This is a genomic window from Streptomyces sp. NPDC052396 (assembly GCF_044593195.1).
Classification (GTDB): Bacteria; Actinomycetota; Actinomycetes; order Streptomycetales; family Streptomycetaceae; genus Streptomyces.
The window spans coordinates 515,197-541,275 of sequence record NZ_JBIUAW010000005.1; the positions used below are offsets into that span (position 1 = coordinate 515,197).

Sequence of the window (26,079 nt, forward strand, 5' to 3'; positions counted from 1 at the left end):
CCCTGTCCATGCTGGTCAGCCGCGATTTTAACCGGTTCTTGGCGACGACCCGCCGAGGGGTGGTGAGAGAAGTCTCCCTTGCCACCCCCCGGCGGTGTGTCTGTGGGGACCGCTGTGCGGCTCCCATGCGCCCAATCGTTACCGCTGGGTCTGGCGGGGCACCCGGGTTCCCCGTGCCTCGGCCATCCGTGCCTCCGCCAGCCGGTCGGCGGCGACCGCCGGCGGTACCCCGTCCAGGCGTGCCCGGTCGAATATGGCCAGCGTGGTGTCGTAGATCGTGGCCGCCTTGGCCTTGGCCCGGTCGAAGTCGAAACCGTGCAGCTCATCGGCGACCTGGATCACACCGCCGGCGTTCACCACATAGTCGGGGGCGTAGAGGATGCCCCGGTCGGCCAGGTCCTTCTCCACCCCGGGGTGGGCCAGTTGGTTGTTGGCCGCGCCGCAGACCACGGTGGCGGTCAGCGCGGCCACCGTGACGTCGTCCAGCGCGCCGCCGAGCGCGCACGGGGCGTAGACGTCCAGCGGGGTACGGACCAGGGCCGCCGCGTCCGGCACCGCCGTCACCTCCGGGTGGCGTCCGGTGATCCGGGCCACCGCGTCCGCCCGCACATCGGTGATCACCACCTGGGCGCCGTCCTCGATCAGGTGCTCCACCAGGTGGTGGCCGACCTTGCCGACGCCGGCCACGCCCACCCGGCGGCCGCGCAGGGTGGGCTCGCCCCACTGGTGGGCGGCCGCGGCCCGCATGCCCTGGAAGACGCCGAAGGCGGTGAGCACCGAGGAGTCACCGGCGCCGCCCTGCTCCGGCGAACGGCCGGTGGCCCAGCGGCACTCCCGGGCCACCACGTCCATGTCCTGGACATAGGTGCCGACATCACAGGCGGTGACATAACGGCCGCCGAGGGAGGCCACGAACCGGCCGTAGGCGAGCAGGAGTTGTTCGGTCTTGATCTCATCGGGATCGCCGATGATCACGGCCTTTCCGCCGCCATGCTCCAGACCCGCCAGGGCGTTCTTGTAGGACATCCCGCGGGAGAGGTTGAGCGCGTCCTGTACCGCCTCCTCCTCGGAGGCGTAGGGGTGGAAACGCGTACCGCCCAGGGCGGGGCCCAGGGCGGTGGAGTGGAGGGCGATGACGGCCTTGAGGCCGGTGGCCCGGTCCTGGCAGAGCACCACCTGTTCATGGCCCGCGAGGTCGGACCGGAACAGGGTGTGGAGCACGCTTTCGGTGCCCGGGGAGTGCTTGGGGGAGGTGGGACGTACGTCAGTCACGGTGGTGACTCCATAGGTCGCGCGGAGTTGCCCTCCCGGGGTACCGGAGGGCCGGTTGGCACGAGGGTAGGGCCTGTACGGCCCTCGCACGGGTGCGGTGCTGAGGATCACTCTCCCGGGCTCCGGCGTCATGGGACGATTTGCACCGGGTGGGGAGCGGCCGGCCAACTCCCCGGTGTGATCCTCCGGCTTGAGGGAGCGAGTGTGGGTCTGGCGTCGTCGGTGACCGTCCCGTACGCGGCGTATCTCCGGGTTTACGAACCGCTGGGCGCCTTCCCCGAACCGGAGCGTTCCCACTGGGCCGGCTATGCCCGCCGCGAGGAGCTGCCCACCGCCCAGGACGAACTGCGCCGTTCGCTGGCCGACTTGCTGCCCACCCCGCCGGTGCCGGTGCCGGTGCACGAGATCGGCGACGCCTTTGTGGCCGTGCTGGACGGCGTGGTCTGCGTCTGCCCCTGGCGCACCCGGTTGCGCGGCTGGCTGGCGCTGGAGGAGCTGGCCGAGCGGTTTCCCGGGCCGGTGCTGGACGCGGTGCTGCCGCCGGTGGTGCGCCGCCAGGCGGAGTCGGACTACGCGCGCTGGCAGGAGCGCAATCCCGATGCCCGGCCGTGGATCCGCACCGCCACCTGGCAGGTGCCGCTGCGCTGGTTCGTCCTCTTCGCGGACGAGGAGCGGGAGTACGGCAAGGCGCCGCAGGACGGCGGGGGTTCCGGGGGCGGGCTGCGGCTGCGCTACCGCACTCCGATGGTGCAGGCCCGGCGGCGGGTGGCCCGGGGGCTGCGTACGCTGCGGGATGCCATCGAGGAGGGGCCGTTGATCGACGGCCTGGTGGAGGTGGGGCGCTGGCTGGAGGAGTTCCATCCGCGCTCCTTGGTGGAGCTGGACTATGGCGGTCTGGTGCATATGGTTCCGGAGGCGGAACTCGCCGACGACCGTTCCGCCGCGGACACCGCGGAGGGGCTGGCCGCGCTGCGGGCCGGCGACGGGCAGCGGGCGGGCGAGGCGTATGAGCGGCTCACCGCACGCTGGCGAGCCGTCCGGGACCGTCAGTTCGCCAACTGACGCCGCCCGTCGGCGAGCTGAGGCCGTTGTGATTTCCGCTACGGACCTAGGTCCTGATCCGGACCATTGGAGCAACCGTGATCTAACGCACTTACTTCAGGTCTTGCGCCCATCGCCCACCCTCGTGGCAAAATAGGACAAGGAGTCCGGGAGGGGCTCCTTCTATCCGTGTACGGGTGGATTGATCGGTATTGCGCTCCTTGACGGCCCTGATGACCCCTGATCCCGCTGTGACTGATCGTCACGACTGCGTGACTGTCCGCTATGACATGGTCCATTGGGTTCCGCCGAGGTTGAACACCTGAGAGGGCAATTCCATCGGTTTGGCCGACGTGGCTGGACAGATGGTGTAGTTGTAGTGCCGAGGACAAGCCGTTCGTCCTATAACCGACTCGGCCTGCGTCTGCCATTTCGGGCAACGTGGGTCAAGGTGCAGAATTTAGAGGAAAGAACCGATCCTGAACTCGGTTCTCCCGAGGAGGCCGCTCATGACCGCTCGCACCCCTGATGCCGAGCCGCTGCTGACCCCGGCTGAGGTTGCCACGATGTTCCGCGTGGACCCGAAGACGGTCACGCGGTGGGCCAAGGCAGGCAAGCTCACGTCCATCCGCACGCTCGGAGGACACCGCCGATACCGCGAAGCGGAGGTCCGCGCCCTGCTGGCGGGCATTCCGCAGCAGCGCAGCGAAGCCTGAACAACTGAATGACGGGGCGATTTCCGGGGCCCCCAACCCGGTGACCGCCCAACTGGTACGTGAGAGCGCGCTGGACTCCGCCGGGTCCAGCGCGCTTTTCCATGCCCGCGGGACGCCGGTCCGCCGACTGCGGGGTGAGGCGGGGGAGTTGGTTGAGCGGTCGGTGCAATTGCACATATTAAATTGACCCGTAGTGGGCGGGGTCTGAGTTCCCCCCTTACGTAAGGATTTACGGTGACTACCGTCACAGTGCGAGGTTCTTGCTGCTCGCCGTGGGAAAGCGGTAGAGGTGGCCGACGGCGCCGACTGCCTTGCCGGAGGCCCCTGTTGGCCCTCCAGGGCCCCTATCGGCCGCGCCGGGACTCCTCGGTGCCCTCCTGGGCCAGCCGCAGCAGCCGGTGGCAGACCGGGCAGTGCCGGGTCAGGTGCCGGTAGCCGGTGGCGGCCGCGAGATGGGCCCGTAACAGGGCCCGGGTCTCATGCCGGATGCCGTCCGCCGTGCGGGTGCCCTCGGTCCGGGTGGTCATCGTCATCGAGCGCAGCACCTCCCACTGAGTGGGTACCCCTGGCACGTGTCGCAGTCAAGCGCGGAAACAAGAAGGCCCGGATCGGAGATCCGGGCCTTCAACTATGCGGTCCTGACGGGATTTGAACCCGCGGCCTCCACCTTGACAGGGTGGCGAGCACTCCAAACTGCTCCACAGGACCTTGCTTGCCGCTCCGCTTCCGCGGGGCTGCGAAACAAGACTCTACAGCAGGTCAGGGGGTGCGGTCGAACTCGATCTCCCCGGCCGCCCGCCGGCCGCTCCCGGTCAGGGGGCGAGGGCGTCGATCGCCTTGACGATCCGCTTGTCCGAGACCGGGAAGGCGGTGCCCAGCGCATGGGCGAAATAGCTCACCCGGAGCTCCTCGATCATCCAGCGGATGTCCAGTGCCTCCTGGGGCACCGGGCGCCCCTTGGGGAACTGTTCCAGCAGCCAGGCGTGCTCGTCCTGCATCTCCTTGATCTTCGCCAGCCGGGCGGCGTCCCGCTGGGCGTTGGTGGGCAGTTGGGCCAGCCGGCGGTCCGCGGCCACCAGGTAGCGCAGTAGGTCGGGCAGGCGGCGCACCCCGTGCTCGGTGACAAAGCCCGGCTTGATCAGCGCGGCCAGCTGCTGCCGGACATCGGTGAGCGAGGCCAGCAGCACCGGACTGGTGGTCGCCTTCAGCCGGCGCTCGCAGGCGTGCCAGGCGGCCAGCACCTCCTGGGTCTGGCGGATGGTGGCCAGCGTCACATTCACGATGTCGGTGCGCACCGCGTCGAAGAGCTTGCGGAAGCCCTCCTCGTCCCAGGCCGGACCGCCGTGCGCGGCGATCAGCCGGTCCGCCGCACCGGAGACACAGTCCTCGAACAGCGCCTGGATGGAGCCGTGCGGATTGGCGGACAGCGCCAGCTTCTGCTGGTTGCTCAGCTTGTCCTGGGCGAACTTCGCCGGGTTGGACGGCAGATTGAGCAGGATCAGCCGGCGGGTGCCCTGCCACATCGCGGCCTGCTGCTCCGGCTCGGTGTCGAAGAGCCGTACCGCCACCGAGGCGCCCTCGTCGACCAGCGCGGGATACGCCTTGACCGGCTGGCCGGCCCGCTTGGTTTCGAAAGTGCGCGGCAGGGAGCCGATGGTCCAACGGGTGAGGCCGGACCGTTGCTCGGGGCCCGCGGGGGCGCCGGAGGCGGTCTCGGCGGCCTTCTCGAAGGCCCTGGTGATGGCCGCCTGGGTCTTGGGCCTGAGCTTCAGCCGGAGGGCCTCCAGGTCCTTGTCCTCGGCGATCTTCCGCTTGCGCTCGTCCACTACCCGGAAGGTGATCTTCAGGTGGTCGGGGACCTTGGCCTGGTCGAAGTCCTCCGGCTCCACCCGCACCGCGGTCCTGCGGTGCAGTTCCCGGGCCAGGGCGGCGGTCAGCGGCTCCTGCAGGGGCACGGTGGCGTCCAGGAAGGCGGTGGCGTAGTCGGGCGCCGGGACGCAGTGCCGGCGGATCACCTTGGGCAGCGAGCGGATCAGCTCGGTGGCCAGGTCCACCCGCAGGCCGGGGATCTGCCAGTCGAAGCCCTCGGGGGTGACCTGGTTGAGCACCTGGAGCGGGATGTGCACGGTCACGCCGTCCGCGTCCGCGCCCGGCTCGAACTGGTAGGTGACCTTGAACTTCAGCCGGCCCTGGCGCCAGGAGTCCGGGTAGTCGGCCTTGGTGACCGCCTCCGCGTTCTCATTGATGAGCATGGAGTGCTCAAAGTTGAGCAACTCCGGCTCCTCGCGGTGCTTGTGCTTCCACCAGGAGTCGAAGTGGGCGCCGGAGACCACATGTTCGGGCAGTCGCTGGTCATAGAAGTCGAACAGGGTCTCGTCGTCGACCAGGATGTCCCGGCGGCGGGCCCGGTGCTCCAACTCCTCGACCTCGCCCAGGAGTTTGCGGTTGTCGTGGAAGAACTGGTGATGGGTGCGCCAGTCGCCCTCCACCAGGGCATGGCGGATGAACAGCTCCCGGCTGACCTCCGGGTCGATCCGCCCGTAGTTGACCTTGCGCTGGGCGACGATGGGCACGCCATAGAGCGTCACCCGCTCATAGGCCATCACCGCGGCCTGCTTCTGCTCCCAGTGCGGCTCGCTGTAGGTGCGCTTGACCAGGTGCTGGGCCAGCGGCTCGATCCACTCCGGCTCGATCCGGGCGTTGACCCGGGCCCACAGCCGGGAGGTCTCCACCAGCTCGGCGGACATCACCCAGCGCGGCGGCTTCCTGAACAGCGCCGAGCCGGGGAAGACCGCGAACTTGGCGCTGCGCGCGCCCAGGTACTCGTTCTTCTCGGTGTCCTTCAGGCCCAGGTGGGAGAGCAGACCGGCCAGCAGCGACTGGTGGATCCGCTCCGGGGCGGCGTCCTCCTCGGCGATGTGCACGCCCATGGTCTTCACCACCGTGCGCAGTTGGGCGTAGATGTCCTGCCACTCGCGTATGCGCAGGTAGTTGAGGAACTCCGACTTGCACATCCGCCGGAACGCGGAGGAGGACAGCGCCTTCTGCTGTTCGCGGATATAGCGCCACAGGTTGAGGAAGGCCAGGAAGTCGCTGGTCTCGTCCTTGAACCGGGCGTGCTGCTGGTCGGCCTGCTGCTGCTTGTCGGAGGGCCGCTCGCGCGGGTCCTGGATGGAGAGCGCGGCGGCGATCACCATCACCTCGCGTACACAGCCGTTGCGGTCCGCTTCCAGCACCATCCGGGCCAGCCGAGGGTCCACCGGCAGCTGGGAGAGCTTGCGGCCCAACGGGGTGAGGCGTTTCTTCGGATCCTTCTGCTGCGGGTCGAGCGCGCCCAGCTCCTGGAGCAGGTCCACGCCGTCCTTGATGTTGCGCCGGTCCGGCGGGTCGATAAAGGGGAACTTCTCGATGTCGCCCAGGCCGGCCGCGGTCATCTGGAGGATGACGGAGGCCAGGTTGGTGCGGAGGATCTCGGCGTCGGTGAACTCCGGCCGGGCGAGGAAGTCGTCCTCGGAGTACAGCCGGATGCAGATGCCGTCGCTGGTCCGTCCGCAGCGGCCCTTGCGCTGGTTGGCGCTGGCCTGCGAGACCGGCTCGATGGGCAGCCGCTGCACCTTGGTGCGGTGGCTGTAACGGGAGATCCGGGCGAAGCCGGGGTCGATGACATAGCGGATGCCGGGGACGGTCAGCGAGGTCTCGGCGACATTGGTGGCCAGAACGATCCTGCGGCCGGTGTGCCGCTGGAAGACCCGGTGCTGCTCGGCGTGGGAGAGCCGGGCGTACAACGGCAGGATTTCGGTGAACCTGAGCTTTTTCTTCTCCAGGGCGTCCGCGGTGTCGCGGATCTCCCGTTCGCCGGAGAGGAAGACCAGGATGTCGCCGTCGCCCTCGCGTGCCAGCTCGTCCACCGCGTCGCAGATCGCGGTGATCTGGTCGCGGTCCGGGTCCTCCGAGCCCTCCTCCAGCAGCGGCCGGTAGCGCACCTCCACCGGATAGGTCCGCCCGCTGACCTCGATGATCGGGGCGTCCCCGAAGTGCCGGGAGAAGCGCTCCGGGTCGATGGTCGCCGAGGTGATCACGACCTTGAGGTCGGGGCGGCGGGGGAGTAGCTGGGCCAGGTAGCCCAGGATGAAGTCGATGTTGAGGCTGCGCTCATGGGCCTCGTCGATGATGATCGTGTCGTACTGGCGCAGCTCGCGGTCGGTCTGGATCTCGGCGAGCAGGATGCCGTCGGTCATCAGCTTGACGTGGGTGTCCGGGCTCACCTGGTCGGTGAAGCGGACCTTCCAGCCGACGGACTCGCCCAGCGGGGTGCGCAGCTCCTCGGCGACCCGCTCGGCCACCGTGCGGGCCGCAATCCGGCGGGGCTGGGTGTGCCCGATCAGGCCCTTGACGCCCCGGCCGAGCTCCAGGCAGATCTTGGGGATCTGGGTGGTCTTGCCGGAGCCGGTCTCACCGGCCACGATCACCACTTGGTGATCGCGGACCGCGGCCAGGATCTCGTCCCTCTTCTGGCTGACCGGCAGCTGTTCGGGGTAGCTGACGGCGGGGACGGCGGCGCGGCGCCGGGCGATCCGCTGCTCGGCCTGGTCGATCTCGGCCGTGATCTCGGCGAACACCGCCGTGCGGGCCTCGGGCTTGTGGATGCGGCGTGCGCCGTCCAGCCTGCGGCCGAGCCGCTGCGCATCACGCAGGGAGAGCTCGGGCAGGCGCGCGGCGAGGTCGGCGACGGTGGGGGCAGGCTGCGTAGACATACGGGGTCCAGGATCGCACCAGGCCCTGTGAAGCGGCGAACCCATTTAAGGGAACGAAAAGAGCCCCCCGTCCGAAGACGAGGGGCTCTGCCCGTGGCTGGGGCCGGGGTCGAACCGGCGACCTTCCGCTTTTCAGGCGGACGCTCGTACCAACTGAGCTACCCAGCCTAGGGGTATCCCCCAGCTCGAAGAGCTTGGGGAACGATCTCCGAGGAGATCGCAGCGGTCCTGACGGGATTTGAACCCGCGGCCTCCACCTTGACAGGGTGGCGAGCACTCCAAACTGCTCCACAGGACCTGGTATGTGCGAGAACCAGTCTCGCACACGATCAAGCGTGCCCCCAACGGGATTCGAACCCGTGCTACCGCCTTGAAAGGGCGGCGTCCTGGGCCACTAGACGATGAGGGCTGATGGCCCACCTCTGCGCTGTTCAGCGCCTCGGGGACGTGAGAAGCATATGGGATGTGGGGTGGGAACGCCAAAACGGTTTGCCGGGGCCGCTGCCGCCGCCCGGCGGGAAGACCCCCGCTGCCGCAGAATGGCCAGCGTGCTGGAGATGACGCGCGAGGAGTTCGAGGAGCTGGTCGCCGAGGCGCTGGACCTGATCCCGCCGGAGCTGACGCGGCTGATGGACAACGTCGCGGTGTTTGTGGAGGACGAGCCGGCGGCGGACCGTCCGGGGCTGCTCGGGCTCTACGAGGGGACGCCGCTGACCGAGCGCGGTGAGTGGTACGCCGGGGTGCTGCCGGACCGGATCACCATCTACCGGGGGCCGATCCTGCGGATGTGCCACTCCCGGGAAGAGGCCGTGGCACAGGCCGAGGTGACGGTCGTTCATGAGATCGCGCACCACTTCGGCATCGACGATGAACGGCTGGACCAACTGGGCTATGGCTGAGGTCACGTCCCATGCGCCCGGGGGCCGCGTGTCCTGGGCGGGGCGGGGCCAGTTGGGCAGGGAGCCTGTCCCCTTGTGACCCGAAGGCGGTCCCCCATGCGCGTGATCCCCGTGCCCGCTGTTTCTCCCCTGCGCAGGGCGCACTCAACGGGAATCCGTCTCGCGGCCGTGGCCGTGGCGACCCTGGCGCTGGGCGGATGCATGAGCGTCAGCGACCCGGGCCGGCCCGCGCCCTCCGCCTCCGGCAAGCAGCGCGAGGCCGGGGCCGAGGCGGACGACGGGCTGCCGGTGGCCGGGGAGCGGCCGGGGCGGGCGGACGCCAGGGCGGCGCACGGCCCCAGCGGCAGCCCCTCGGTCAAGGGGACGCACTCCGGCTCGTCCTCCGCCGCGCCCTCCGCCGACGCCTCGGACGACGCGGTGCCGCCGGGCCGGCCGGGCAAGCCCGGGGGGCCGGCCAAGCCGCCCGCCAGCGCTCCGGCCCGGCCGCCGGCGTCCTCGCCGCCCGCCCGGCCGCCGGTCACCCCGCAGCCCCCGCCCACCTCGCCGGCTCCGCCGCCGCCCACCGCGACCTCGCCGGCGCCGCATCCCACGCCCCAGGCCGGGCCGGTGGCCTAGGTCCGGTACGTCGCTGAGCAGGCGGCTTGCGTCCGGGGGTGGTAGGTGCGTATGGTGGTAGATCGTTTGATCCCATTTGCCCGGCGCCGCACAGAAGCGCGCCGCGTGGCGCGTTCCTTACCTTGCCGTGGCTGACCGCATCGAGGCGGTCATTTGTGAAGCCGACACGGAGCTTGGGCGCGTGCCGAAACTCCGGAAGGTTTCGCATTTCGCATGTCTATTTCCACTGAGCAGAACGTCCTGCCCGAGGCCGTCGCCGAGACCGAGCTCGAGCTCGAGACCGTTGAGACGGCTGAGGCCGGGACGGTCGAGACCGAGGCGGCCGAGGAGCCGACCGTCACCTTCGGTGACCTGGGCCTGGACGAGGCCGTGGTCCGCAAGCTGGCGCAGAACGGTGTCACCACGCCCTTCCCGATCCAGGCGGCCACCATCCCGGACGCCCTGGCCGGCAAGGACATCCTGGGCCGTGGCCGTACCGGCTCCGGCAAGACCCTCTCCTTCGGCCTGCCGCTGCTGTCCACCCTGGCCGGCGGCCGCACCGAGAAGAAGCGCCCGCGTGGCCTGATCCTCACCCCCACCCGTGAGCTGGCCATGCAGGTCGCGGACGCCCTCCAGCCGTACGGCGATGTGCTCGGCCTGAAGATGAAGGTGGTCTGCGGCGGTACGTCCATGGGCAACCAGATCTACGCCCTGGAGCGCGGCGTGGACATCCTGGTCGCCACCCCCGGCCGCCTGCGCGACATCATCGACCGCGGTGCCGCCTCGCTGGACAAGGTGCAGGTCGCCGTCCTGGACGAGGCCGACCAGATGGCCGACATGGGCTTCCTGCCCGAGGTCACCGAGATCCTGGACCAGGTGCCGACCGGCGGCCAGCGGCTGCTGTTCTCCGCGACGCTGGAGAACGAGATCGACACCCTGGTCAAGCGCTACCTGGTCGACCCGGTCACCCATGAGGTGGACCCCTCGGCCGGTGCGGTCACCACCATGACCCACCACGTCCTGGTGGTGAAGCCCAAGGACAAGGCTCCGGTCACCGCCGCCATCGCCGCCCGCAAGGGCCGCACCATCATCTTCGTCCGCACCCAGATGGGCGCCGACCGCGTCGCCGAGCAGCTGCTCGACGCCGGGGTGCGCGCGGACGCTCTGCACGGTGGCATGACCCAGGGCGCCCGTACCCGGGTCCTGGAGGACTTCAAGGGCGGCCGCGTCAACGTCCTGGTCGCCACCGACGTCGCCGCGCGCGGTATCCACGTGGACGGCATCGACCTGGTGCTCAATGTGGACCCGGCCGGTGACCACAAGGACTACCTGCACCGCTCCGGCCGTACCGCCCGGGCCGGCCAGTCCGGCACCGTGGTCTCGCTGGCGCTGCCGCACCAGCGCCGCCAGATCTTCCGTCTGATGGAGGACGCGGGCGTGGACGCCTCGCGTCACATCGTCGGCGGGGCCGGCGCTTTCGACCCGGAGGTCGCCGAGATCACCGGCGCCCGTTCCCTCACCGAGGTCCAGGCCGACTCCGCGGCCAACGCCGCCAAGCAGGCCGAGCGCGAGCTGGCCAACCTCAACCGCGAGCTGGAGCGTGCCCAGCGCCGGGCCACCGAGCTCCGCGAGGAGGCCGACCGGCTGCTGGCCCGTGTCGCCCGGGAGCGCGGCGAGGACCCGGAGGCCGTGATCGCCGCCGCTGCCGAGGAGACCGCCGCCGAGGCGGAGCGGGAGGCCGAGGAGGCCGCCGCTGCCGCGGTGCCGGCCCAGGCCGCCGCGCCCGCCCAGGAGCGCCGTGACGAGCGGGGCAACTACGAGCGCCGGGGCGGCGGTTACCGCCGTGACGACCGTCGTGACGACCGCCGCGAGGACCGGGGTGGCTTCCGCCGCGACGACCGTCCGTCCGGTGGCTTCCGCCGCGATGACCGTCGTGACGACCGCCGTGACGACCGTGGTGGCTTCCGCCGCGAGGAGCGTCCGGGTGGCTTCCGCCGGGACGAGCGCCGCGATGACCGCCGTGACGACCGTGGCGGCTTCCGTCGTGACGACCGTCGCGAGGACCGTGGCGGGTTCCGCCGCGAGGACCGTCCGTCCGGTGGCTTCCGCCGCGAGGACCGGGGTGGCTTCCGCCGTGACGACCGTCCGTCCGGTGGCTTCCGCCGCGATGACCGTCGTGACGACCGCCGTGACGACCGTGGTGGCTTCCGCCGCGAGGACCGTCCGTCCGGTGGCTTCCGCCGGGACGACCGTCCCGCCGGCGGCTTCCGCTCCGGTGGCGGCGACCGTCCGTTCAACCGGGACCGCCGCGACGACCGTCCGTCCGGTGGCCACCGCGCCGGCGGCGACCGCCCGTACGGTCGACGGGACGACCGTCACTTCGACAACAACCGTGCCGGTGCCTCCAGCGACCGGCGTGCCGACAAGCCGCGCTGGAAGCGCAACGGCTGACGGCCCACCACCCCGTAAGAGCCCGCACGGCGCACCCGCGCCGCGCGGGCTCTCGCGCGTGGCGGGCGGCGCAAACCACTGCGGGTCCGGCGGGCGGCCGGGCTATGCTGCGGGGGCGGGCCGTTAGCTCAATTGGCAGAGCAGTGGACTTTTAATCCATTGGTTGTGGGTTCGAGTCCCACACGGCCTACCTGTACAGCGCCCCGTCCGGCACCCGCCGGGCGGGGCGCTGTTGTGTATCGGACGACAAACTTGTAGACAAAGGATTCCCGCACAGGATTGCGGAGGTTAATATTCCGTTCCATCCTTGCTTTGGGCGTGTCACGACAACACTGCCCAGGAGTACTCCGAAATGCCTCGGAAGTGACATGGGAACAGGTCCATGTACCCCCCGTATGTTCCCATCGCCGCATCTTGACCGGTCTTCCTTGAGGCGTGCTGTTGCCGCGATCTAGCGTCGAGCCATCGGGGGAGGCGTCAAGCCATACGGAACCTCTCGGCGATTTCTACCGGCAACAGTCTGCGTAAGGAAAAGCACGGTGAAGTTCGACATTCTCGGCCCGCTGAAGGTCACCGACGACCAGCGGGATTTCACGCCCAGTGCGGCGAAGACACGGCAGGTGCTGGCCCTGCTGCTGCTGCGCTCGGACCACACGCTCAGCCTTGACTCCATCGTCGAGGAGCTGTGGGGGGACAATCCGCCGCGCAGCGCGGTGACCACCTCGCAGACGTACATCTACCAACTGCGCAAGGCGTTCGCGGGACAGCCGGGCGGGGACGCGGACGGGCAGATGATCCGCACCGTGGCGCCGGGGTATGTGCTGCGCACCGAGGGGGCGCGCGTCGACATCCGGGAGTTCGAGCAGCTGGTCGACCAGGGCCAGACCCTGCTGTCCCTGGGGCAGACCGACAGAAGCGTGGAGGCGCTCAACCGGGCACTGGCGCTGTGGCGGGGGCCGGCGCTGTCCAATGTGGACAAGGGCCCGCTGCTGCAGGGCTATGTGGCACACCTGGAGGAGCGCCGGATCGCGGCCCTGGAGCTGCGGGTCACCGCGGAGATGGAGCGCGGCAACCACCGCGGCGTGATCGCGGACCTGCGCAAGCTGGTCACCGCGCACCCCTACAACGAGTGGTTCCACGCCCAGCTGATCATCGCGCTCAACAAGTGCGGCCGCCGGGTGGAGGCGCTCCAGGCGTACCAGACCATCCGGCTGCTGCTCAGCGAGGAACTGGGCCTGGACCCCTCGCCGGACCTGCAGCGCATCCACCACGAGGTGCTGTCCGGCACGGCGGCCGGCCCGCTGCGCGCGGCCGCTTAGCACGGCCGGGTAACGCGCACGCGGCCGATTCTCCAGCCGCGTTCGAGCGGTGCTCCTGACGATGACCCCATCGTTCGATGAGGAATCGTTTCTATGGAGGAGGCGGCGTGCGCTGGGAGAACGTCTATGTCGCCGGTCTGGGCACCTGCCTGGCGGAGCCCACCTCGATCACTTCGGCCGTCGAGGCCGGCCTGGTCGACCGTGGGCTCGGGCAGGCCCTGACCGATGTCTATGACTATCTGTCCGTGATCATCGCGGAGGATGTCGCGCCGCCGGACATGGCGGTGCACGCCGCGCAGGCGGCGCTCAAGGACTCCGGGCTGGCGCCGTCGGACTTCTCGCTGCTGCTGCACGGCAGCACCTGGTTCCAGGGACTGGACATCTGGCCGGCGGCCTCCTATGTCGCCCAGCGCACGCTGGGCCCGAAGGTGCCGGCCATGGACGTCCAGCAGCGCTGCAACATCGGGGTGAGCGCCCTGGACCTGGCCGCCGCGCATCTCACCTCGGGCCAGGGCGACGCGGTGCTGATCAGCATCGCCGACCGGTTCTGCGGGCCGGGCGCGGACCGGTGGCGGCTGCGGCACGGGACGGTGTACGGGGACGGCGCGGCAGCCGCCGTGATCTCCCGCACCGGTGGCTTCGCCCGGCTGCTGACCACCGCCACCCTCGCGGACAACTCCCTGGAGGCGCTGGCCCGGGGCGACGAACCGTTCCGTACCTCGCCGCGCGAGGCCACCGACATCATCGACCTGGCGCTGCGCTCCGACGCCGGTGCCACCCGTTTCGAGGAGAGCGAGGCGGTACTGCGCACCTTCCGCCTGATGCAGCGGGTGGTGCGCAAGGCGCTCAGCGAGGCCGGGCTCGGCATCGACGATGTCCACAAACTGGTGGTGCCCGCCAATGGCCGGGGCGAGAACGGCCACCATGTCTTTGAGCTGCTGGGCTTTGAGCGCGAGCGCACCACCTGGGAGTACGCGCGGCGCACCGGGCACATCGGCGCGGGCGACTGGTTCGCCGGGCTGGCCCATCTGGTGGAGACGGAGGCCGTGTCGCCCGGTGACCGGGTGGTGCTCTGGTCCGCCGGCGCCGGGTTCACGGCCACCGCCGCGGTCCTGGAGATCACCGACCGGCTGGCCGAGAAGTGAGAGGCCCTGGGATGACCCTGCACGAGCTGCTCGCGGACACCGTCGCCGCCCATCCGGACGCCACCGCCGTCACCGACGCCGAAGGCTCCTGGAGCTATGCCCAACTCGCCGCCGAGGCCCGGAAGTTCACCGGGTGGCTGCAGGAGAGGGGAGTGGGTCCCGGCGACCGGGTGTGTGTACGCCTGGGCAATGTGCGCGAGTTGGTCGCCATGCTCTTCGGCACCGCCGCCAATGGCTCGGTGTTCGTTCCGCTGGGCCCGGCCCTCAAGCGCTACCACCTGGAGTCGATCCTGGCCGACTGCGAGCCCGCGGTCACCATCGCGGACGGTGCGGACACCGCGCTGCCGGCCGGCCTCACCGGCCGGGTCGTGGACGCCGGGACGGTACGCGCGGAGCTCGACGGGGCGCCCGAGCCGGTGCTGAAGCCGGTGGGCGAGGACGACCTGGCGCTGCTGATGTACACCTCCGGCAGCACCGCCGCGCCCAAGGGTGTGATGTGCCCGCACGGGGCCGCGGTGTTCGCCACCCGGGCCATCGCCGAGCGGCTGGCCTACCGGGCGGACGATGTGGTGCTCACCGCCATCCCGCTCTCCTTCGACTACGGGCTCTACCAGGTCTTCCTGTCGGTGCTGGCGGGCGCCGAGGTGGTGCTGACCCAGCCCGACGCGCACACCCGGCTGATCGGGCTGCTCTATGAGCACGGGGTCACCGTGGTGCCCCTGGTGCCCTCGCTGGCCGAGATGCTGCTCCGGCTGTCGATGCGCAACCGGCGCGAACTCCCGCCGCCGGTACGGCTGTTCACCAACACCGGAGCCGCCCTGGTCGGCCCGGTCATCCAGCGGCTGCGCGAGACCTTCCCGCAGGCGCGGGTGGCGCCCATGTACGGCATCACCGAGTGCAAGCGGGTCACCGTGCTGGAGCCGGACGGCGACCTCCAGCGGCCCGGCTCGGTGGGCCGGGCGCTCACCGGCACCGAGGTGCTGATCCTGGACGAGGAACTGCGCCCGCTGCCGGCCGGCGGGACCGGGCAGATCGCGGTGCGCGGCCCCCATCTGATGGCCGGCTACTGGCGGGCCCCGGAGATGACCGCCGCGCGCTACCACCGCTCGCCCGACGGCACCGAAGTCACCCTGCTCACCGGCGACTACGGGCGGCTGGACGCCGAGGGCCACCTGTACTTCGAGGGCCGCCGGGACGACCTGTTTAAGCGGCACGGGGTGCGCACCAGTGTCTCGGAGATCGAGGCGGCCGCCCTGGATGTCGACGGCGTCACCGAGGCCGCCGTGCTGCCCCCGGAGGGCGAGCGCGACCTGACCCTGATCGCGGTCACCACCCTCACTCCGGACCAGGTGCTGGCCGCGCTGGGGGAGCGGCTGGAGCAGGTCAAGGTGCCGGCCGTGTGCCTGGTACGCGAGGCACTGCCGCTCACCCCCAACGGAAAGACCGACCGCAACCGGCTGCGCGACGAACTGCGGGCCGCCGGCCCGTCCCAGGAGAGGACTGCCTGATGCTGGACAGCGAATTCGAGAAGACCCTGCGCTCGGTGCTGCGCGACTCCGGGGGCCCGCTCGACGCGGACACCGACCTCAAGGACCTGGGGCTCAACTCCATAGGCACCATTGAGCTGTTGATGCGCCTGGAGGAGCAGTACGGGATCGAGCTGCCGGACAATGAGCTCAATGGGGAGACCTTCGCCACCCCGGGCTCGCTGTGGAATGTGGTCGAGTCCTACCGCGCGAAGGCCTAACCGGTGGACGGACGGCTCTTCCGGGATTTCTTCGGCTCCTTCCCGACGGCGGTCGCCGTGGTCACGGCGGTGGACGCCGACGGCAGGCCGCGCGGCATGACCTGCAGCGCCCTGTCGGCCGTGTCCGCCGAACCGCCGCTGCTGCTGGTCTGCCTCAACCGCGGCTCACAGACCCTGGAGGCCATCCAGACCTCCGGTGCCTTTGCGCTGAACCTCCTCGGCGCCGACGGGGAGGCACCCGCCAAGGTGTTCGCCGGATCGTCCGACGACAAGTTCGCCGGGGTGCGCTGGCGGCCCGCCCCGCAGGCGGGCGGGGCGCCGGTGCTGCTGGATGTGGCGTATGCGCACGCCGAGTGCTCGGTGGTGCGCACCGTGGAGGCCGGTGACCACCTGGTGGTCATCGGGCGGATGGACGCCTGTGCGGTACGGGCCGAGCCACCGGTGCTCCACCAGCGCGGATCCTTCTGGCCCTGGGCGCCGGAGCGGGTGTCCGCCCAAGCGGGACAAGCGCATTCCTGAACGGCTGTGAGGTGACTCGATCCCGGCTCCAGAGCCGGGTCCGAGGATCGGTGGCACACACGGAGTCCCGATTCCCACAGAGGTGTCACGCCATGGTCGCTCCAGCGATAGAAACGACCGGGCTTTCCAAGGTTTACAGGGCGGCGGGTCAGTCCGTCACCGCCGTCTCCGGCCTGGACCTCGAGGTCCAGGCCGGAGAGCTGTACGGGCTGCTCGGCCCGAACGGCGCCGGAAAGTCCACCACGATCGGCATGCTGACCACGCTGGTCAGCCCGACCGGGGGCAAGGCGACCGTCGCCGGTGCCGATGTGATCGCCAACCCCTGTGAGGTGAAGCGGAGGATCTCCGTGGTCACCCAGAACTCAGGCCTGGACCGAGGGTTGACGCTCAGTCAGAACCTTGAGATGCGCGGCCGGCTGTTCGGCATGAGCGGCCGGGAGGCCCGGCGCCGCGCCGGGGAGCTGCTGGAGATGTTCGGCCTGGCGGAGCGGGCCAAGGCCAAGGTCGGCTGGGTGTCCGGCGGCCAGGCCCAGCGCCTGAAGATCGCCCGGGCCCTGATGCAGCGGCCCGATGTGCTCTTCCTGGACGAGCCCACCACCGGCATCGACACCCAGGCCCGGCTCAACCTCTGGGACTCGCTGCGGGAGTTGCACGACGCGGGCCAGACCATCGTCCTCACCACGCACTATCTGGAGGAGGCCGAGTCGCTCTGCGAGCGGGTCGCGGTCGTCGACGGCGGCACCCTGCTGGCCTGCGACACGGTGGAGGGTCTGAAGAAGTCGGCGGGCGCCGACACCGTGTTCACCATGGACTTCGACGGTTCCGCCGAGCCGGTGGCCCCGGCGGCCGGGAAGCTCCCCGGCGTCGGCAAGGTCGAGACCGACGGCAACCGACTGCGGGTCCACTCCACCGCACCCGACGGCCTCTTCGCCCGCCTCGCCGACGCGGGCGCCGAACAGGGGCTGTCGGTCAGCAACGCCTTCTCCACCCCGCCCAGCCTGGAGACGGCCTTCCTCGCCATGACCGGAAGGGACTTCTCTGCATGAGTGCCTACGCCGCCCTGGACGCGGGCGGGCTCCGTACGCGGTCCACCTACCGCGCCGCCTTCCGCGCCCTGTTCTGGCGCGACCTGCTCATCTGGCGGCAGGACGCGGTGATGCTGCTGATCAAGGTGATGCTCCAGCCGGTGCTGATGACCTTCACCTTCGCCTATGTGCTGCCCAAGATCGGCCATGGCATGGGCGGCGGCGGCGCCGCGTACGCCACCACCCTGGTGCCCGGCCTGGTGGCCATCGCCATCGCCAACCAGGCCATCACCGGCGTGATGATGCCGCTGCTGATGGAGCTGGCCTACAAGGACATCGAGGACCGGGCGCTGGCCCCCATCCCGCTGTGGTCGGTGGCGGCCCAGAAGATCCTCTCCGCCGCCTTCCAGGGCCTGCTCTCCGGCCTGATCGTCTTCCCGGTGGTCATGCTGGTGCACGCCGACGGCCAGGCCCCCCAGGTCCATGTGCACAACTGGGCCATGCTGATCGCGGTGTTGGCGTTCTCCTCGCTGCTGGCCGCCAGCATCGGCCTGCTGCTGGGCACCATGATGGACATCCAGAAGGCCAGCACCCTGATCGTCCTGATCATGCTGCCGATGACCATGTTCGGCTGTGTCTACTACGCCTGGTCGGCCCTGGACCCCATCAAGTGGCTCCAGTACACGGTGCTGGTCAACCCCGTGGTCTATATGAGCGAGGGAATGCGCGCCGCCCTCACCCCGCAGCTGGGCCATATGCCGGTCTGGGCGGTGCTGGGCGTGCTGGCCGGCGGGTCCGCCGTCATGGGCTGGATCGCCTGCCGCCGCTTCGTCCGCCGGGTCCAGAGCTAACCGAAGGGAGCGAGCGAGATGACGCCACTGGAACTGCCCACCGACCGCCCCCGCCCGGGCACCGCCGCCACCGGCACCGGTCGGGCCGGCCTCACCCTGCCGGCCGGCCCCTGGCGGCGGGAGACCCTGCTGACCGCCTTCGCGGTGCTGCTGGCCCGGCACACCGGCCAGTGGGAGGTGCCCCTGGGCACCGAGGACGGCACCCTGCTGCCCTGCCCGCTGGCCGCGGACCTCGCCTTCGAGGAGGCCGAGCGCCGGGTGCGCGAGGCCGTCCCCGGCCCGTCCGCCGAGCCGTGCCCGGTGGCCTTCGGGCTGGGCCCCGAGGCCCGGACCCCGGCCACCGAACTGGCCCTGTGGCTGCGCCCGGAGCCGGACGGCACGCTGAGCGGTGAACTGACCTACGCCACCGCCCTGTTCGACCAGCAGACCGCCGAGCGCCTGGCAGCCCGGTACGTCCACCTGCTGACGGACGCCGCCCGCCGCCCCGGCGCCGCCCTGCACCAGCTGGAGCCGCTGCCCGCCGACGAACGGGAGCTGCTGCTGCACGGCTGGAACGACACCGCCGTGCAGCGCACCTGGACCTCGGTCTCCCAACTCATCGCCGAGCAGACCCGGTCGACCCCCGAGGCCATCGCCCTGGTCGACGCCGGCACCCCGGAGGGCGCCGGCTGGACCTACCGGGAACTGGACGAGCGCGCCGAGCGCTACGCCCGCCGGCTGCGCGCCCTGGGCGCCGGGCCGGAGTCGCTGGTCGCCGTGGTGCTGGACCGCACCCCCGAGCTGGTGGCCTGTGTGCTGGGCGTGTGGAAGGCGGGCGCGGCCTATGTGCCGGTCAACCCCGAACTGCCCGCCGACCGGCTGCACTTTATGATCGAGGACTCCGGGGCCACCGTGGTGGTCACCGAGCCCGCCCACCGGGCGCTGCTGCCCGAGGGCTATCCGGGGGCCGTCCTGGAGACGGGCGCCGCCGACGCGCCCGAAGCGGACGGGGACACCGCGCCGGACGCCGGGAACCTGGCGTACCTGATCTACACCTCCGGCTCCACCGGCCGCCCCAAGGGCGTCCTGATCGAGCACCGCTCGCTGGCCAACCTGCTGTTCGCCATGCGCGACCAGACCGGCTCCGGCGGCAACTGGCTGGCGGTGACCTCCACTTCCTTCGACATCTCCGGCCTGGAGCTGTACCTTCCGCTGGTCACCGGCGGCCGGATCGTGCTGGCCGGCCCCGAGCAGACCCGCGACGGCGGGGCCCTGCTGAAGGCGGTGGAGATCCATGGGGTGACCCATGTCCAGGCCACCCCCTCCAGCTGGAAGCTGCTCCTCCAGGCGGGCTTCGACGCCCCCGAGGTCACCGCCCTGGTGGGCGGCGAGGCACTGCCGCTGGACCTGGCCCAGGCGCTGCGTCCCAGGGTGGGCCGGCTGCTCAATGTCTACGGCCCGACCGAGACCACCATCTGGTCCACCAGCTGGGAGGTGCCCGAGAACCCCCAACGGGTCGCCATCGGACGGCCGTTGCAGAACACCACCACCTATGTGCTGGACGAGCACCGGCGGCCGGTACCGCTGGGCGTGGCCGGCGAGCTGTGCATCGGCGGCACCGGACTGGCCCGCGGCTACCGCAACCGGCCCGAGGAGACCGCCGCCCGGTTCGTGGACGACCCCTTCGGCCCGGCCGGCGCCCGTCTCTACCGCACCGGCGACATCGTCCGCATCCGCCCCGACGGCACCCTCGAGTACCTGGACCGGGCGGACAACCAGGTCAAGATCCGTGGCCACCGCATCGAGCCCGACGAGATCGCCGCCGTGCTGCGCACCCACCGGGGCGTGGCCGACGCGCTGGTGGTGGCCGCCCGGATCGGCGAGGACCGGCATCTGGTGGCCTACTGGATCCCGGCCGACCCCCAACAGCCGGTGGACGGCGCGGAACTGGCCGCCCACTGCCGCGCCGCCCTGCCCGAGTACATGGTGCCGATCGGCTTCCTGGCGCTGGACGCCTTCCCGCTCAACCTCAGCGGCAAGGTGGACCGCAAGGCCCTGCCGGTGCCCGACCTGGCGGCACTGGCCGGCGAGGACGACGGCGAACGGCCGCCGCTGGACGGGCCGGTGGCCGAGCGACTGGCCGGGCTGTGGAGCGAGCTGTTCGACGGACTGGCGGTGACCCACGGCGGCCACCACTTCTTCCGGCTCGGCGGCACCTCGCTGCTGGCCGCCCGGCTGCTCACCGCCATCCGCGAACACCTGGGCGCCACCCTGCCGTTGAGCGCGGTGTTCGCCAACCCCACGCTGGCCGGCCTGGCCGGCATCGTGGAGACGGCGCTGGGGGCCGCGGCACAGGAGGACGTCCAGGGCGACGAGGGCGAGGTGCGACTGCCCCCGCAGCCGGTCAGCTACCTGGAGGACGAGGGCGCCACCACCAACCGCTATCTGTGCCGGGTCACCTGGTGGATCGAGGGTCCGCTGGACCTGGCCGCACTGGCCGCGGCCCTGCCGGACGTCCACTGGCGGCACCAGGCGCTGCACGCCCGCTATGACATCAAGCGCGGCCTGGCCCTGCTGCCCGCCGACGGCGACACCGCGCCCCGGCTCACCGAGCTGCCCCCGGTGGCCACCGAGCAGGCGGCGATCGACACCGCGCTGGCCGAGCTGTTCGAGCCGCTGAGCCCGAGCACCGGCCGGGTGTGGCGGGCCGGCGTGGTGCGGGCCGAGGACACCGGCCGGACGCTGCTGTGCGTGGTGGCCCACCACGCCGCCTTCGACGGGCTGTCCAACGCCCCGTTCGCGGCCGACCTCGGAGTGGCCTACCAGGCCCGGCTGGAGGGCCGGGAGCCGGTCTTCGACACCCCCACGCCCACCCTGGCCCAGCACGCCGCCGAGTTCCACAAGGGCCTGGCGCTGGCCGACCTGGACGCCCAACGGTCCTTCTGGGCCAAGGAGCTGCGGCGGATGCCGGAGCTGGTCTTCCCGCAGTACCTGCGGGCCAAGGGCGCCTCCGGGCCGCTGGCCGAGGTCTCCGGCACGGTGACCGCCGCCGAGCTGGCCCCCTGGGACGAGCACGGCCGGCGCACCGGCGGCACCCGGTTCGCCCTGCTGGCCGGCGCCTACGGGGCGGCGCTGGCGCACTTCACCGGACACCGGGACCTGAGCATGCTGGTCCCGCTCGCCAAGCGCACCGCGCTGGAGGGGATCACCTGCCGCATCGACGCCCTGTGCGTCCGGCTGCGCTCCGCCGGCGAGCCCGGCTGGCTGGACGCCGCCCGGGAGACGGTCTCCGCCGCCCAGGCGGCCCAGGACCTGGTCTTTCACGAGGTGATGCGGGGCGCCTTCATGGCCGGCAGCGGGCCGGCGGTACTGAACCTGCCCATGCTGATCCTGCACGACGAGGAGGTGCCCGACCTCCGACTGCCGGGCTGCCGCACCGAGTTGCTGCACATCCCCCCGCCGACCACCGCCAACGAGGTGGAACTGGCCGCCCAGCCCCAACCGGACGGCGGGCTGCACCTGATGGTGAGCGTACGGGCCGACCGGCTGCCCGAGTCCTTCGGGCAGGAACTGCTCGACGAACTGGTCCGCATCCTGCGCGCCGGGCCCGGCGCCGCCGCGGCCGTCCGGGAGGGCCAGGACGTCCAGGAAGGAACACACTGATGGATCTCGGACTGACCGGCCGGACCGTGTTCGTCACCGGGGCGACCGGTGACATGGGCCGGGTCCTGGCCAAGGCATTCGCGGACGCGGGCGCCTGTGTGGCCGTCGGCTTCAACTCCGACCACGAGGGCGCCGAGAAGCTCGCCGCCGAGCTGGGCAACGACTCCTTCCCGGTGCGCTACAGCCTGGACGGCCCAGGCTCCCCGGAAGCCGCCCAGCGGGAGATCGAGCAGCGGCGCGGCGGGGTGGATGTGCTGGTCCCGCTGGCCGCCAAGCTCTCCGGCCGGCGCCCCGACGCGGAGTACTTCGCCACCGCGGAGCCGGCCGAGTGGGTGCCCTTCGTCCAGGACAACCTGCTGCCCACGCTGCGCACCGTCCAGCTGGCGCTGCCCGGGATGAGGGAGCGCGGCTGGGGGCGGGTGGTGCTGGTCTCCTCGCATCTGGTGCACGACGGGCGGCCCGGCATGGAGTTCTACGGCGCGGTCAAGGCGGCGCTGCACGGCTTCGCCCGCAGCCTGATGTGGGAGGCGGGGGGCGTCCTGGTCAATGTCGTCTCCCCCGGGGTGACGCTCACCGAGCGGGTGCTGAGCCGGATGCCGGAGGCGATGCGGGAGGCGGAGCGGTCCAGGACGCCCAGCGGGGCGCTGACCCGGCCCGAGGACATCGCCAACGCGGTGCTGTTCCTGGGCTCCGCCGCCAACGGGAACATCACCGGCGAGGCGGTGACGGTGGCGGGCGGCCGCTGAGTTCTCCGCCCCGGTCCCGCCCCGTCGTGCCATGCCCGGGGCGGGGCCGGGGCGGTCCGCCGTCCGCACCGTTCCGTGCCCCCGACTCCCGAGGAATGTCATGCGCATCCTGTTCACCGCCATCTGGCCCACCCATCTGATGCCGCTGGTCCCGCTCGGCTGGGCGCTGCGCGCCGCCGGGCACCAGGTGCTCGTCGCCGGGCCGGCCGATGTCGCCGCGACCGGCGTCAAGGCCGGCCTGCCGGCCATGGAGATCGACGAGACCCCGCCGGCCGGCCCCCCGCCCGTCACCGTCGCCGACCGGGCCCGCCGCCGGGTGGACACCTTCCTGCCCGGCTACCGGGCCGCCGCCGAGGCGTTCGAGCCCGATCTGGTCGTCACCGATCCGCTGGAGTGGAACGCGCTGATCGTCGGGGGCCTGTTGGGCGTGCCGGTGGTGCATGTCCGCTTCGGCCCGGGCGAGTTGCCCGACACCGCGCTCCGCGCGGCCCGCGAGGCGCTGCGGGAGACCTGCCAACGGCTGGGCCTGGCAGGTGGGTTGCCGGGCCCCGATCTGATCGTCGACCCCACCCCGCCAGGACTGCAGACGCAGGGGCTGAGCCCGGCCCAGCCGGTGCGCTATGTCGTCTACAACGGCCCCGGGGTGCTCCCGCCCGCCCTGGCCGCCGGGCCCCGGCCCGGTCGCCGGCGGGTGCTGGTGTTCTTCAGCGTCGACGGGCTGACCGACCGGGAACCGGTGGTCGACCAGGTGGAGACGCTGCTGCGGGCCTGCGGTGCGCTGCCCCGCACCGAGACCCTGGTGGCCGCCTCCGCCTGGCTGCGCGAACGCCTGGGTGAGAGCCCCGCGTTGGCCGGCGGCTCGGTACGGGTCATCGATCCGGTGCCGCTGCATCTGCTGCTGGACGACTGTGCGCTGGTGGTGCACCACGGCGGGCACGGGGTGTCCGGCACCGCCGCCGTGCACGGCGTGCCGCAGGCCGTGGTCATCCCGCCGATGCCCGAGGGGCCCCGGCGGGAGCTGCTCACCGACTGCGCCGAGCGGGTGCGCGCTTGCGGGGCCGGCCGGTGGCTGGACGACCCCGCCGTCCTGGCGGACCCGGAGCGGATCACGGCCGTCCTGGCGGAGGCCCTGGACGACCCGGCGCACCGGGCCGCCGCGGACCGGCTGCGGGCCGGTGTCCTGGCCCTGCCCACCCCTGCCGACCTGGTCGGCACTCTGGAATCCCTGTGCAAGGAGAGAGCTGGTGCGGATACTCATCGGGGCTACCTGGCCCACTCATCTGATGACCATGGTGCCGATGGTCTGGGCACTGCGCTCGGCGGGTCATGAGGTCCTGGTCGCCGGGCAGGAGGATGTGGTGCGCGCGGCCGAGGCGGCCGGGCTGCCCAGCGCCCTGCTCGGTGACCGGTCCGGTGACTCCGGCCGGCGGACCGCCCCCGGCCATCTGGGCGGCGGCCGCGCGGTGCAGCACGGCGGCGCCTGGGACTCGCGCTGGGAGACGCTCGGCAAGCGGTGGCTGGGCAGGGCCGACGCGGTACTCGACGACTACCTCGCCCTCGGCCGGCGCTGGCGGCCCGATCTGGTGCTCTGTGACCCCATCGAGTTCAGCGGGCTGATCGCCGGTGGTGTCCTGGGCGTGCCGGTGGTCTTCCACCGCTACGGCCCGGACCTGCTCACCACCCAGGCCCTGGAGGCCGCCCGGGAGATCCTGCGCCCGGTGGCCGTCGAGGCCGGCCTGGCCGCCCTCCCCGAGCCCGCGCTGATCATCGACCCCTGCCCGCCCGGCCTCCAGCACCCGGAAGCGTCCCCGGCCCGCCCGATGCGCTATCTGCCCTACAACGGCACGGGCGCACTGCCCGGCTGGCGTTCCGAGGGCAGCGAGCGGGTGCTGATCTCCCTGGGCACCCGGTCCCTGGACCTGGAGGGCCGCGGGGATGTGCTCGCCACGGCGCTGCGGGCCTGCGAGGGGCTGCAGACGGTGGTCACCTGCATCCCCGAGCACCAGGAGGCGCTGCGCGCCCAGGCGCCCGCCTCGGTCCGTATCGTCGATCCGGTGCCGCTGCACCTGATCATGGACGGGTTCGACTGCCTGGTGAACCACGGCGGCGGCGGAACCTTCCACACCGCCCTCTACTACGGGGTTCCCCAGGTGCTGGTCGCGGCGGACCACCCGGTGCTGCGGATGTCGGGCGAGCGGCTGGCGGAGTACGGCGCGGGCCGGATGGTGCCGGCCGAGCAGTGTTCCGCGGAGCAGGTCCGGGAGGCGGTGCTGGACGTGCTCCGGAACCCGGCGTACCGGGCGGCCGCCGGACGGCTGCGCGCGGAGATGGCGGCCCAGCCGTCGCCCGCCGAACTGGTCGGCACCCTGCTGTCGTTGGCGGGGTGAGCGGTCCATGGAGCACATGGTGCTGCTGGGCGGCCACGGCTTTGTGGGCCGCCATATCCGGGCCGCCTGGGGTGGCGAGGTCACGCTGATGGGGCGTGGGGTCACCGCCGGCGGTGAGCGGGCGATGGCGGAGCTGCTGCGCGAGGCCAAGCCCTCGGTGGTGGTGAACGCGGCCGGTGCCGTATGGGGTGCCGACGAGGAGGCGATGGAACTCTCCAACGCGGTCCTGGTCGAGCAGCTGCTGGCCGCCCTGGCGGCCGTCGGCGGCCGGACTCCCCGGCTGGTCCAGCTGGGCACGGTGCATGAGCACGCGGCCGTCTCCGACTACGGCCGCACCAAACTGCGGGCCACCCAGGCGGTGCTGGCGGCCACCCGCCAGGGCCTGGTGTCGGGCATGGTGCTGCGCCTGTCCAATGTGGTGGGGCCGGGGCTGTCCGAGCTGAGCCTGCCCGGGGCCACCGCGGCCCGGCTGCGCGCCGCCCAGGGCACCGGCCGGCCCGCGGAGCTCCATCTGGTGGCCCGGCCCGAGCGGCGGGACTTCATCGATGTGCGGGATGTGACCGACGCGGTCCTGGCGGCGGCCGGCTCCGATGCCGAGGGCGTGGTCGACATCTGCCGGGGCGAATCGGTCGGCATCCAGGCCGTGCTGGACATCCTGGTCGCCATCAGCGGGGTGCCCACCGAGATCGTGACCGACAGCGGCGCCGGCTATCCGGCCCGTGGTGCCGCCCACACCCATGAGTACGACATCACCGCCGCGCGGGAACTGCTGGGCTGGCGTCCGCGCCGTGGCCTGGCGGACATGCTCGGTGATCTGTGGCAGGCGGCGGTCTGAGACCGGGTCGCACCACACACGGAAGGGCCGGACCCTCTGGGGACGCTGTTGGTTAAATCCGGGCCCTGACGCTTCGCCCCGTCGTTATGCGACGGGGCGAAGTGCTGCCAGGGGGCTGGTGCGGGTGCGGGCTCGG

General features: G+C 71.6%; 20 protein-coding genes and 5 tRNA genes. 18 read left to right on the forward strand and 7 right to left on the reverse strand.

Annotation, left to right across the window (positions count from 1 at the left end; genetic code table 11):
* Positions 1–138: 138 nt before the first annotated feature.
* Positions 139–1,272 carry a Leu/Phe/Val dehydrogenase gene (locus ACIHFE_RS16375; RefSeq protein ID WP_400106955.1) on the reverse strand — a complete coding sequence of 378 codons (1,134 nt, stop codon included), beginning with the start codon at positions 1,270–1,272 and terminating at the stop codon, positions 139–141.
* A 204-nt stretch (positions 1,273–1,476) separates the two neighbouring features.
* On the opposite strand from ACIHFE_RS16375, the gene ACIHFE_RS16380 reads away from it, so the two are divergent.
* Entirely contained in the window at positions 1,477–2,334 is an 858-nt protein-coding gene (locus ACIHFE_RS16380; RefSeq protein ID WP_400106957.1) for a hypothetical protein, read from the forward strand.
* 488 nt (positions 2,335–2,822) lie between these two features.
* Entirely contained in the window at positions 2,823–3,029 is a 207-nt protein-coding gene (gene bldC / locus ACIHFE_RS16385) for a developmental transcriptional regulator BldC (RefSeq protein ID WP_003949541.1), read from the forward strand.
* Between the two features lie 344 nt (positions 3,030–3,373).
* Here bldC and ACIHFE_RS16390 read toward each other — a convergent pair whose 3' ends face one another.
* From ACIHFE_RS16390 to ACIHFE_RS16415, 6 genes are all read right to left on the reverse strand, one after another.
* On the reverse strand, positions 3,374–3,562 hold the full coding sequence (locus ACIHFE_RS16390) for a DUF6274 family protein (RefSeq protein WP_400106959.1): 189 nt from the start codon (positions 3,560–3,562) through the stop codon (positions 3,374–3,376).
* 100 nt (positions 3,563–3,662) lie between these two features.
* A tRNA-Asp gene (locus ACIHFE_RS16395) sits at positions 3,663–3,737 on the reverse strand.
* Positions 3,738–3,841: 104 nt separating this feature from the next.
* Positions 3,842–7,783, reverse strand: a complete 3,942-nt coding sequence (hrpA, locus tag ACIHFE_RS16400; RefSeq protein ID WP_400106961.1) for an ATP-dependent RNA helicase HrpA — start codon at positions 7,781–7,783, stop codon at positions 3,842–3,844.
* Between the two features lie 94 nt (positions 7,784–7,877).
* Positions 7,878–7,951 (reverse strand) — tRNA-Phe (locus ACIHFE_RS16405).
* Between the two features lie 55 nt (positions 7,952–8,006).
* A tRNA-Asp gene (locus tag ACIHFE_RS16410) sits at positions 8,007–8,081 on the reverse strand.
* Positions 8,082–8,119: 38 nt separating this feature from the next.
* A tRNA-Glu gene (locus ACIHFE_RS16415) sits at positions 8,120–8,192 on the reverse strand.
* A gap of 139 nt (positions 8,193–8,331) precedes the next feature.
* Between ACIHFE_RS16415 and ACIHFE_RS16420 the strand changes: the two genes are divergently transcribed.
* From ACIHFE_RS16420 to ACIHFE_RS16495, 16 genes are all read left to right on the forward strand, one after another.
* Positions 8,332–8,682, forward strand: a complete 351-nt coding sequence (locus ACIHFE_RS16420) for a metallopeptidase family protein (RefSeq protein WP_400106963.1) — start codon at positions 8,332–8,334, stop codon at positions 8,680–8,682.
* Positions 8,683–8,778: 96 nt separating this feature from the next.
* Positions 8,779–9,297 (forward strand): hypothetical protein, encoded by a 519-nt coding sequence (locus tag ACIHFE_RS16425; protein WP_400106965.1) that lies wholly within the window; start codon positions 8,779–8,781, stop codon positions 9,295–9,297.
* Positions 9,298–9,510: 213 nt separating this feature from the next.
* A complete protein-coding gene (locus tag ACIHFE_RS16430) occupies positions 9,511–11,727 on the forward strand; it encodes a DEAD/DEAH box helicase (protein ID WP_400106967.1) in 2,217 nt (738 codons plus the stop codon).
* 117 nt (positions 11,728–11,844) lie between these two features.
* Positions 11,845–11,917 (forward strand) — tRNA-Lys (locus ACIHFE_RS16435).
* Positions 11,918–12,266: 349 nt separating this feature from the next.
* Positions 12,267–13,046 (forward strand): BTAD domain-containing putative transcriptional regulator, encoded by a 780-nt coding sequence (locus tag ACIHFE_RS16440; RefSeq protein ID WP_400106969.1) that lies wholly within the window; start codon positions 12,267–12,269, stop codon positions 13,044–13,046.
* 107 nt (positions 13,047–13,153) lie between these two features.
* Positions 13,154–14,191 (forward strand): ketoacyl-ACP synthase III family protein, encoded by a 1,038-nt coding sequence (locus tag ACIHFE_RS16445; RefSeq protein ID WP_400106971.1) that lies wholly within the window; start codon positions 13,154–13,156, stop codon positions 14,189–14,191.
* A gap of 11 nt (positions 14,192–14,202) precedes the next feature.
* A complete protein-coding gene (locus ACIHFE_RS16450) occupies positions 14,203–15,699 on the forward strand; it encodes a class I adenylate-forming enzyme family protein (protein WP_400106973.1) in 1,497 nt (498 codons plus the stop codon).
* Positions 15,699–15,938, forward strand: a complete 240-nt coding sequence (locus ACIHFE_RS16455) for a phosphopantetheine-binding protein (protein ID WP_400106975.1) — start codon at positions 15,699–15,701, stop codon at positions 15,936–15,938. Before ACIHFE_RS16450 ends, ACIHFE_RS16455 begins: the two co-directional genes overlap by 1 nt.
* 3 nt (positions 15,939–15,941) lie before the next feature.
* Positions 15,942–16,457: a flavin reductase family protein gene (locus ACIHFE_RS16460; RefSeq protein WP_400106977.1), complete on the forward strand. Its 516-nt coding sequence runs from the start codon at positions 15,942–15,944 to the stop codon at positions 16,455–16,457.
* Positions 16,458–16,549: 92 nt separating this feature from the next.
* Positions 16,550–17,503, forward strand: coding sequence for an ATP-binding cassette domain-containing protein (locus ACIHFE_RS16465; RefSeq protein WP_400106979.1), 954 nt, complete (start codon positions 16,550–16,552; stop codon positions 17,501–17,503).
* On the forward strand, positions 17,500–18,333 hold the full coding sequence (locus ACIHFE_RS16470; protein ID WP_400106981.1) for an ABC transporter permease: 834 nt from the start codon (positions 17,500–17,502) through the stop codon (positions 18,331–18,333). The genes ACIHFE_RS16465 and ACIHFE_RS16470 overlap by 4 nt, the downstream gene beginning before the upstream one ends.
* A gap of 18 nt (positions 18,334–18,351) precedes the next feature.
* Positions 18,352–21,975 carry an amino acid adenylation domain-containing protein gene (locus ACIHFE_RS16475; protein ID WP_400106983.1) on the forward strand — a complete coding sequence of 1,208 codons (3,624 nt, stop codon included), beginning with the start codon at positions 18,352–18,354 and terminating at the stop codon, positions 21,973–21,975.
* Positions 21,975–22,721, forward strand: a complete 747-nt coding sequence (locus ACIHFE_RS16480) for an SDR family NAD(P)-dependent oxidoreductase (protein WP_400106985.1) — start codon at positions 21,975–21,977, stop codon at positions 22,719–22,721. The genes ACIHFE_RS16475 and ACIHFE_RS16480 overlap by 1 nt, the downstream gene beginning before the upstream one ends.
* A gap of 100 nt (positions 22,722–22,821) precedes the next feature.
* Complete coding sequence (locus tag ACIHFE_RS16485) at positions 22,822–24,051, forward strand: nucleotide disphospho-sugar-binding domain-containing protein (RefSeq protein WP_400106987.1); 1,230 nt, start codon at positions 22,822–22,824, stop codon at positions 24,049–24,051.
* A complete protein-coding gene (locus ACIHFE_RS16490; protein ID WP_400106989.1) occupies positions 24,005–25,108 on the forward strand; it encodes a nucleotide disphospho-sugar-binding domain-containing protein in 1,104 nt (367 codons plus the stop codon). Before ACIHFE_RS16485 ends, ACIHFE_RS16490 begins: the two co-directional genes overlap by 47 nt.
* A 7-nt stretch (positions 25,109–25,115) precedes the next feature.
* On the forward strand, positions 25,116–25,943 hold the full coding sequence (locus tag ACIHFE_RS16495) for an NAD-dependent epimerase/dehydratase family protein (protein ID WP_400106991.1): 828 nt from the start codon (positions 25,116–25,118) through the stop codon (positions 25,941–25,943).
* Positions 25,944–26,079: the final 136 nt, after the last annotated feature.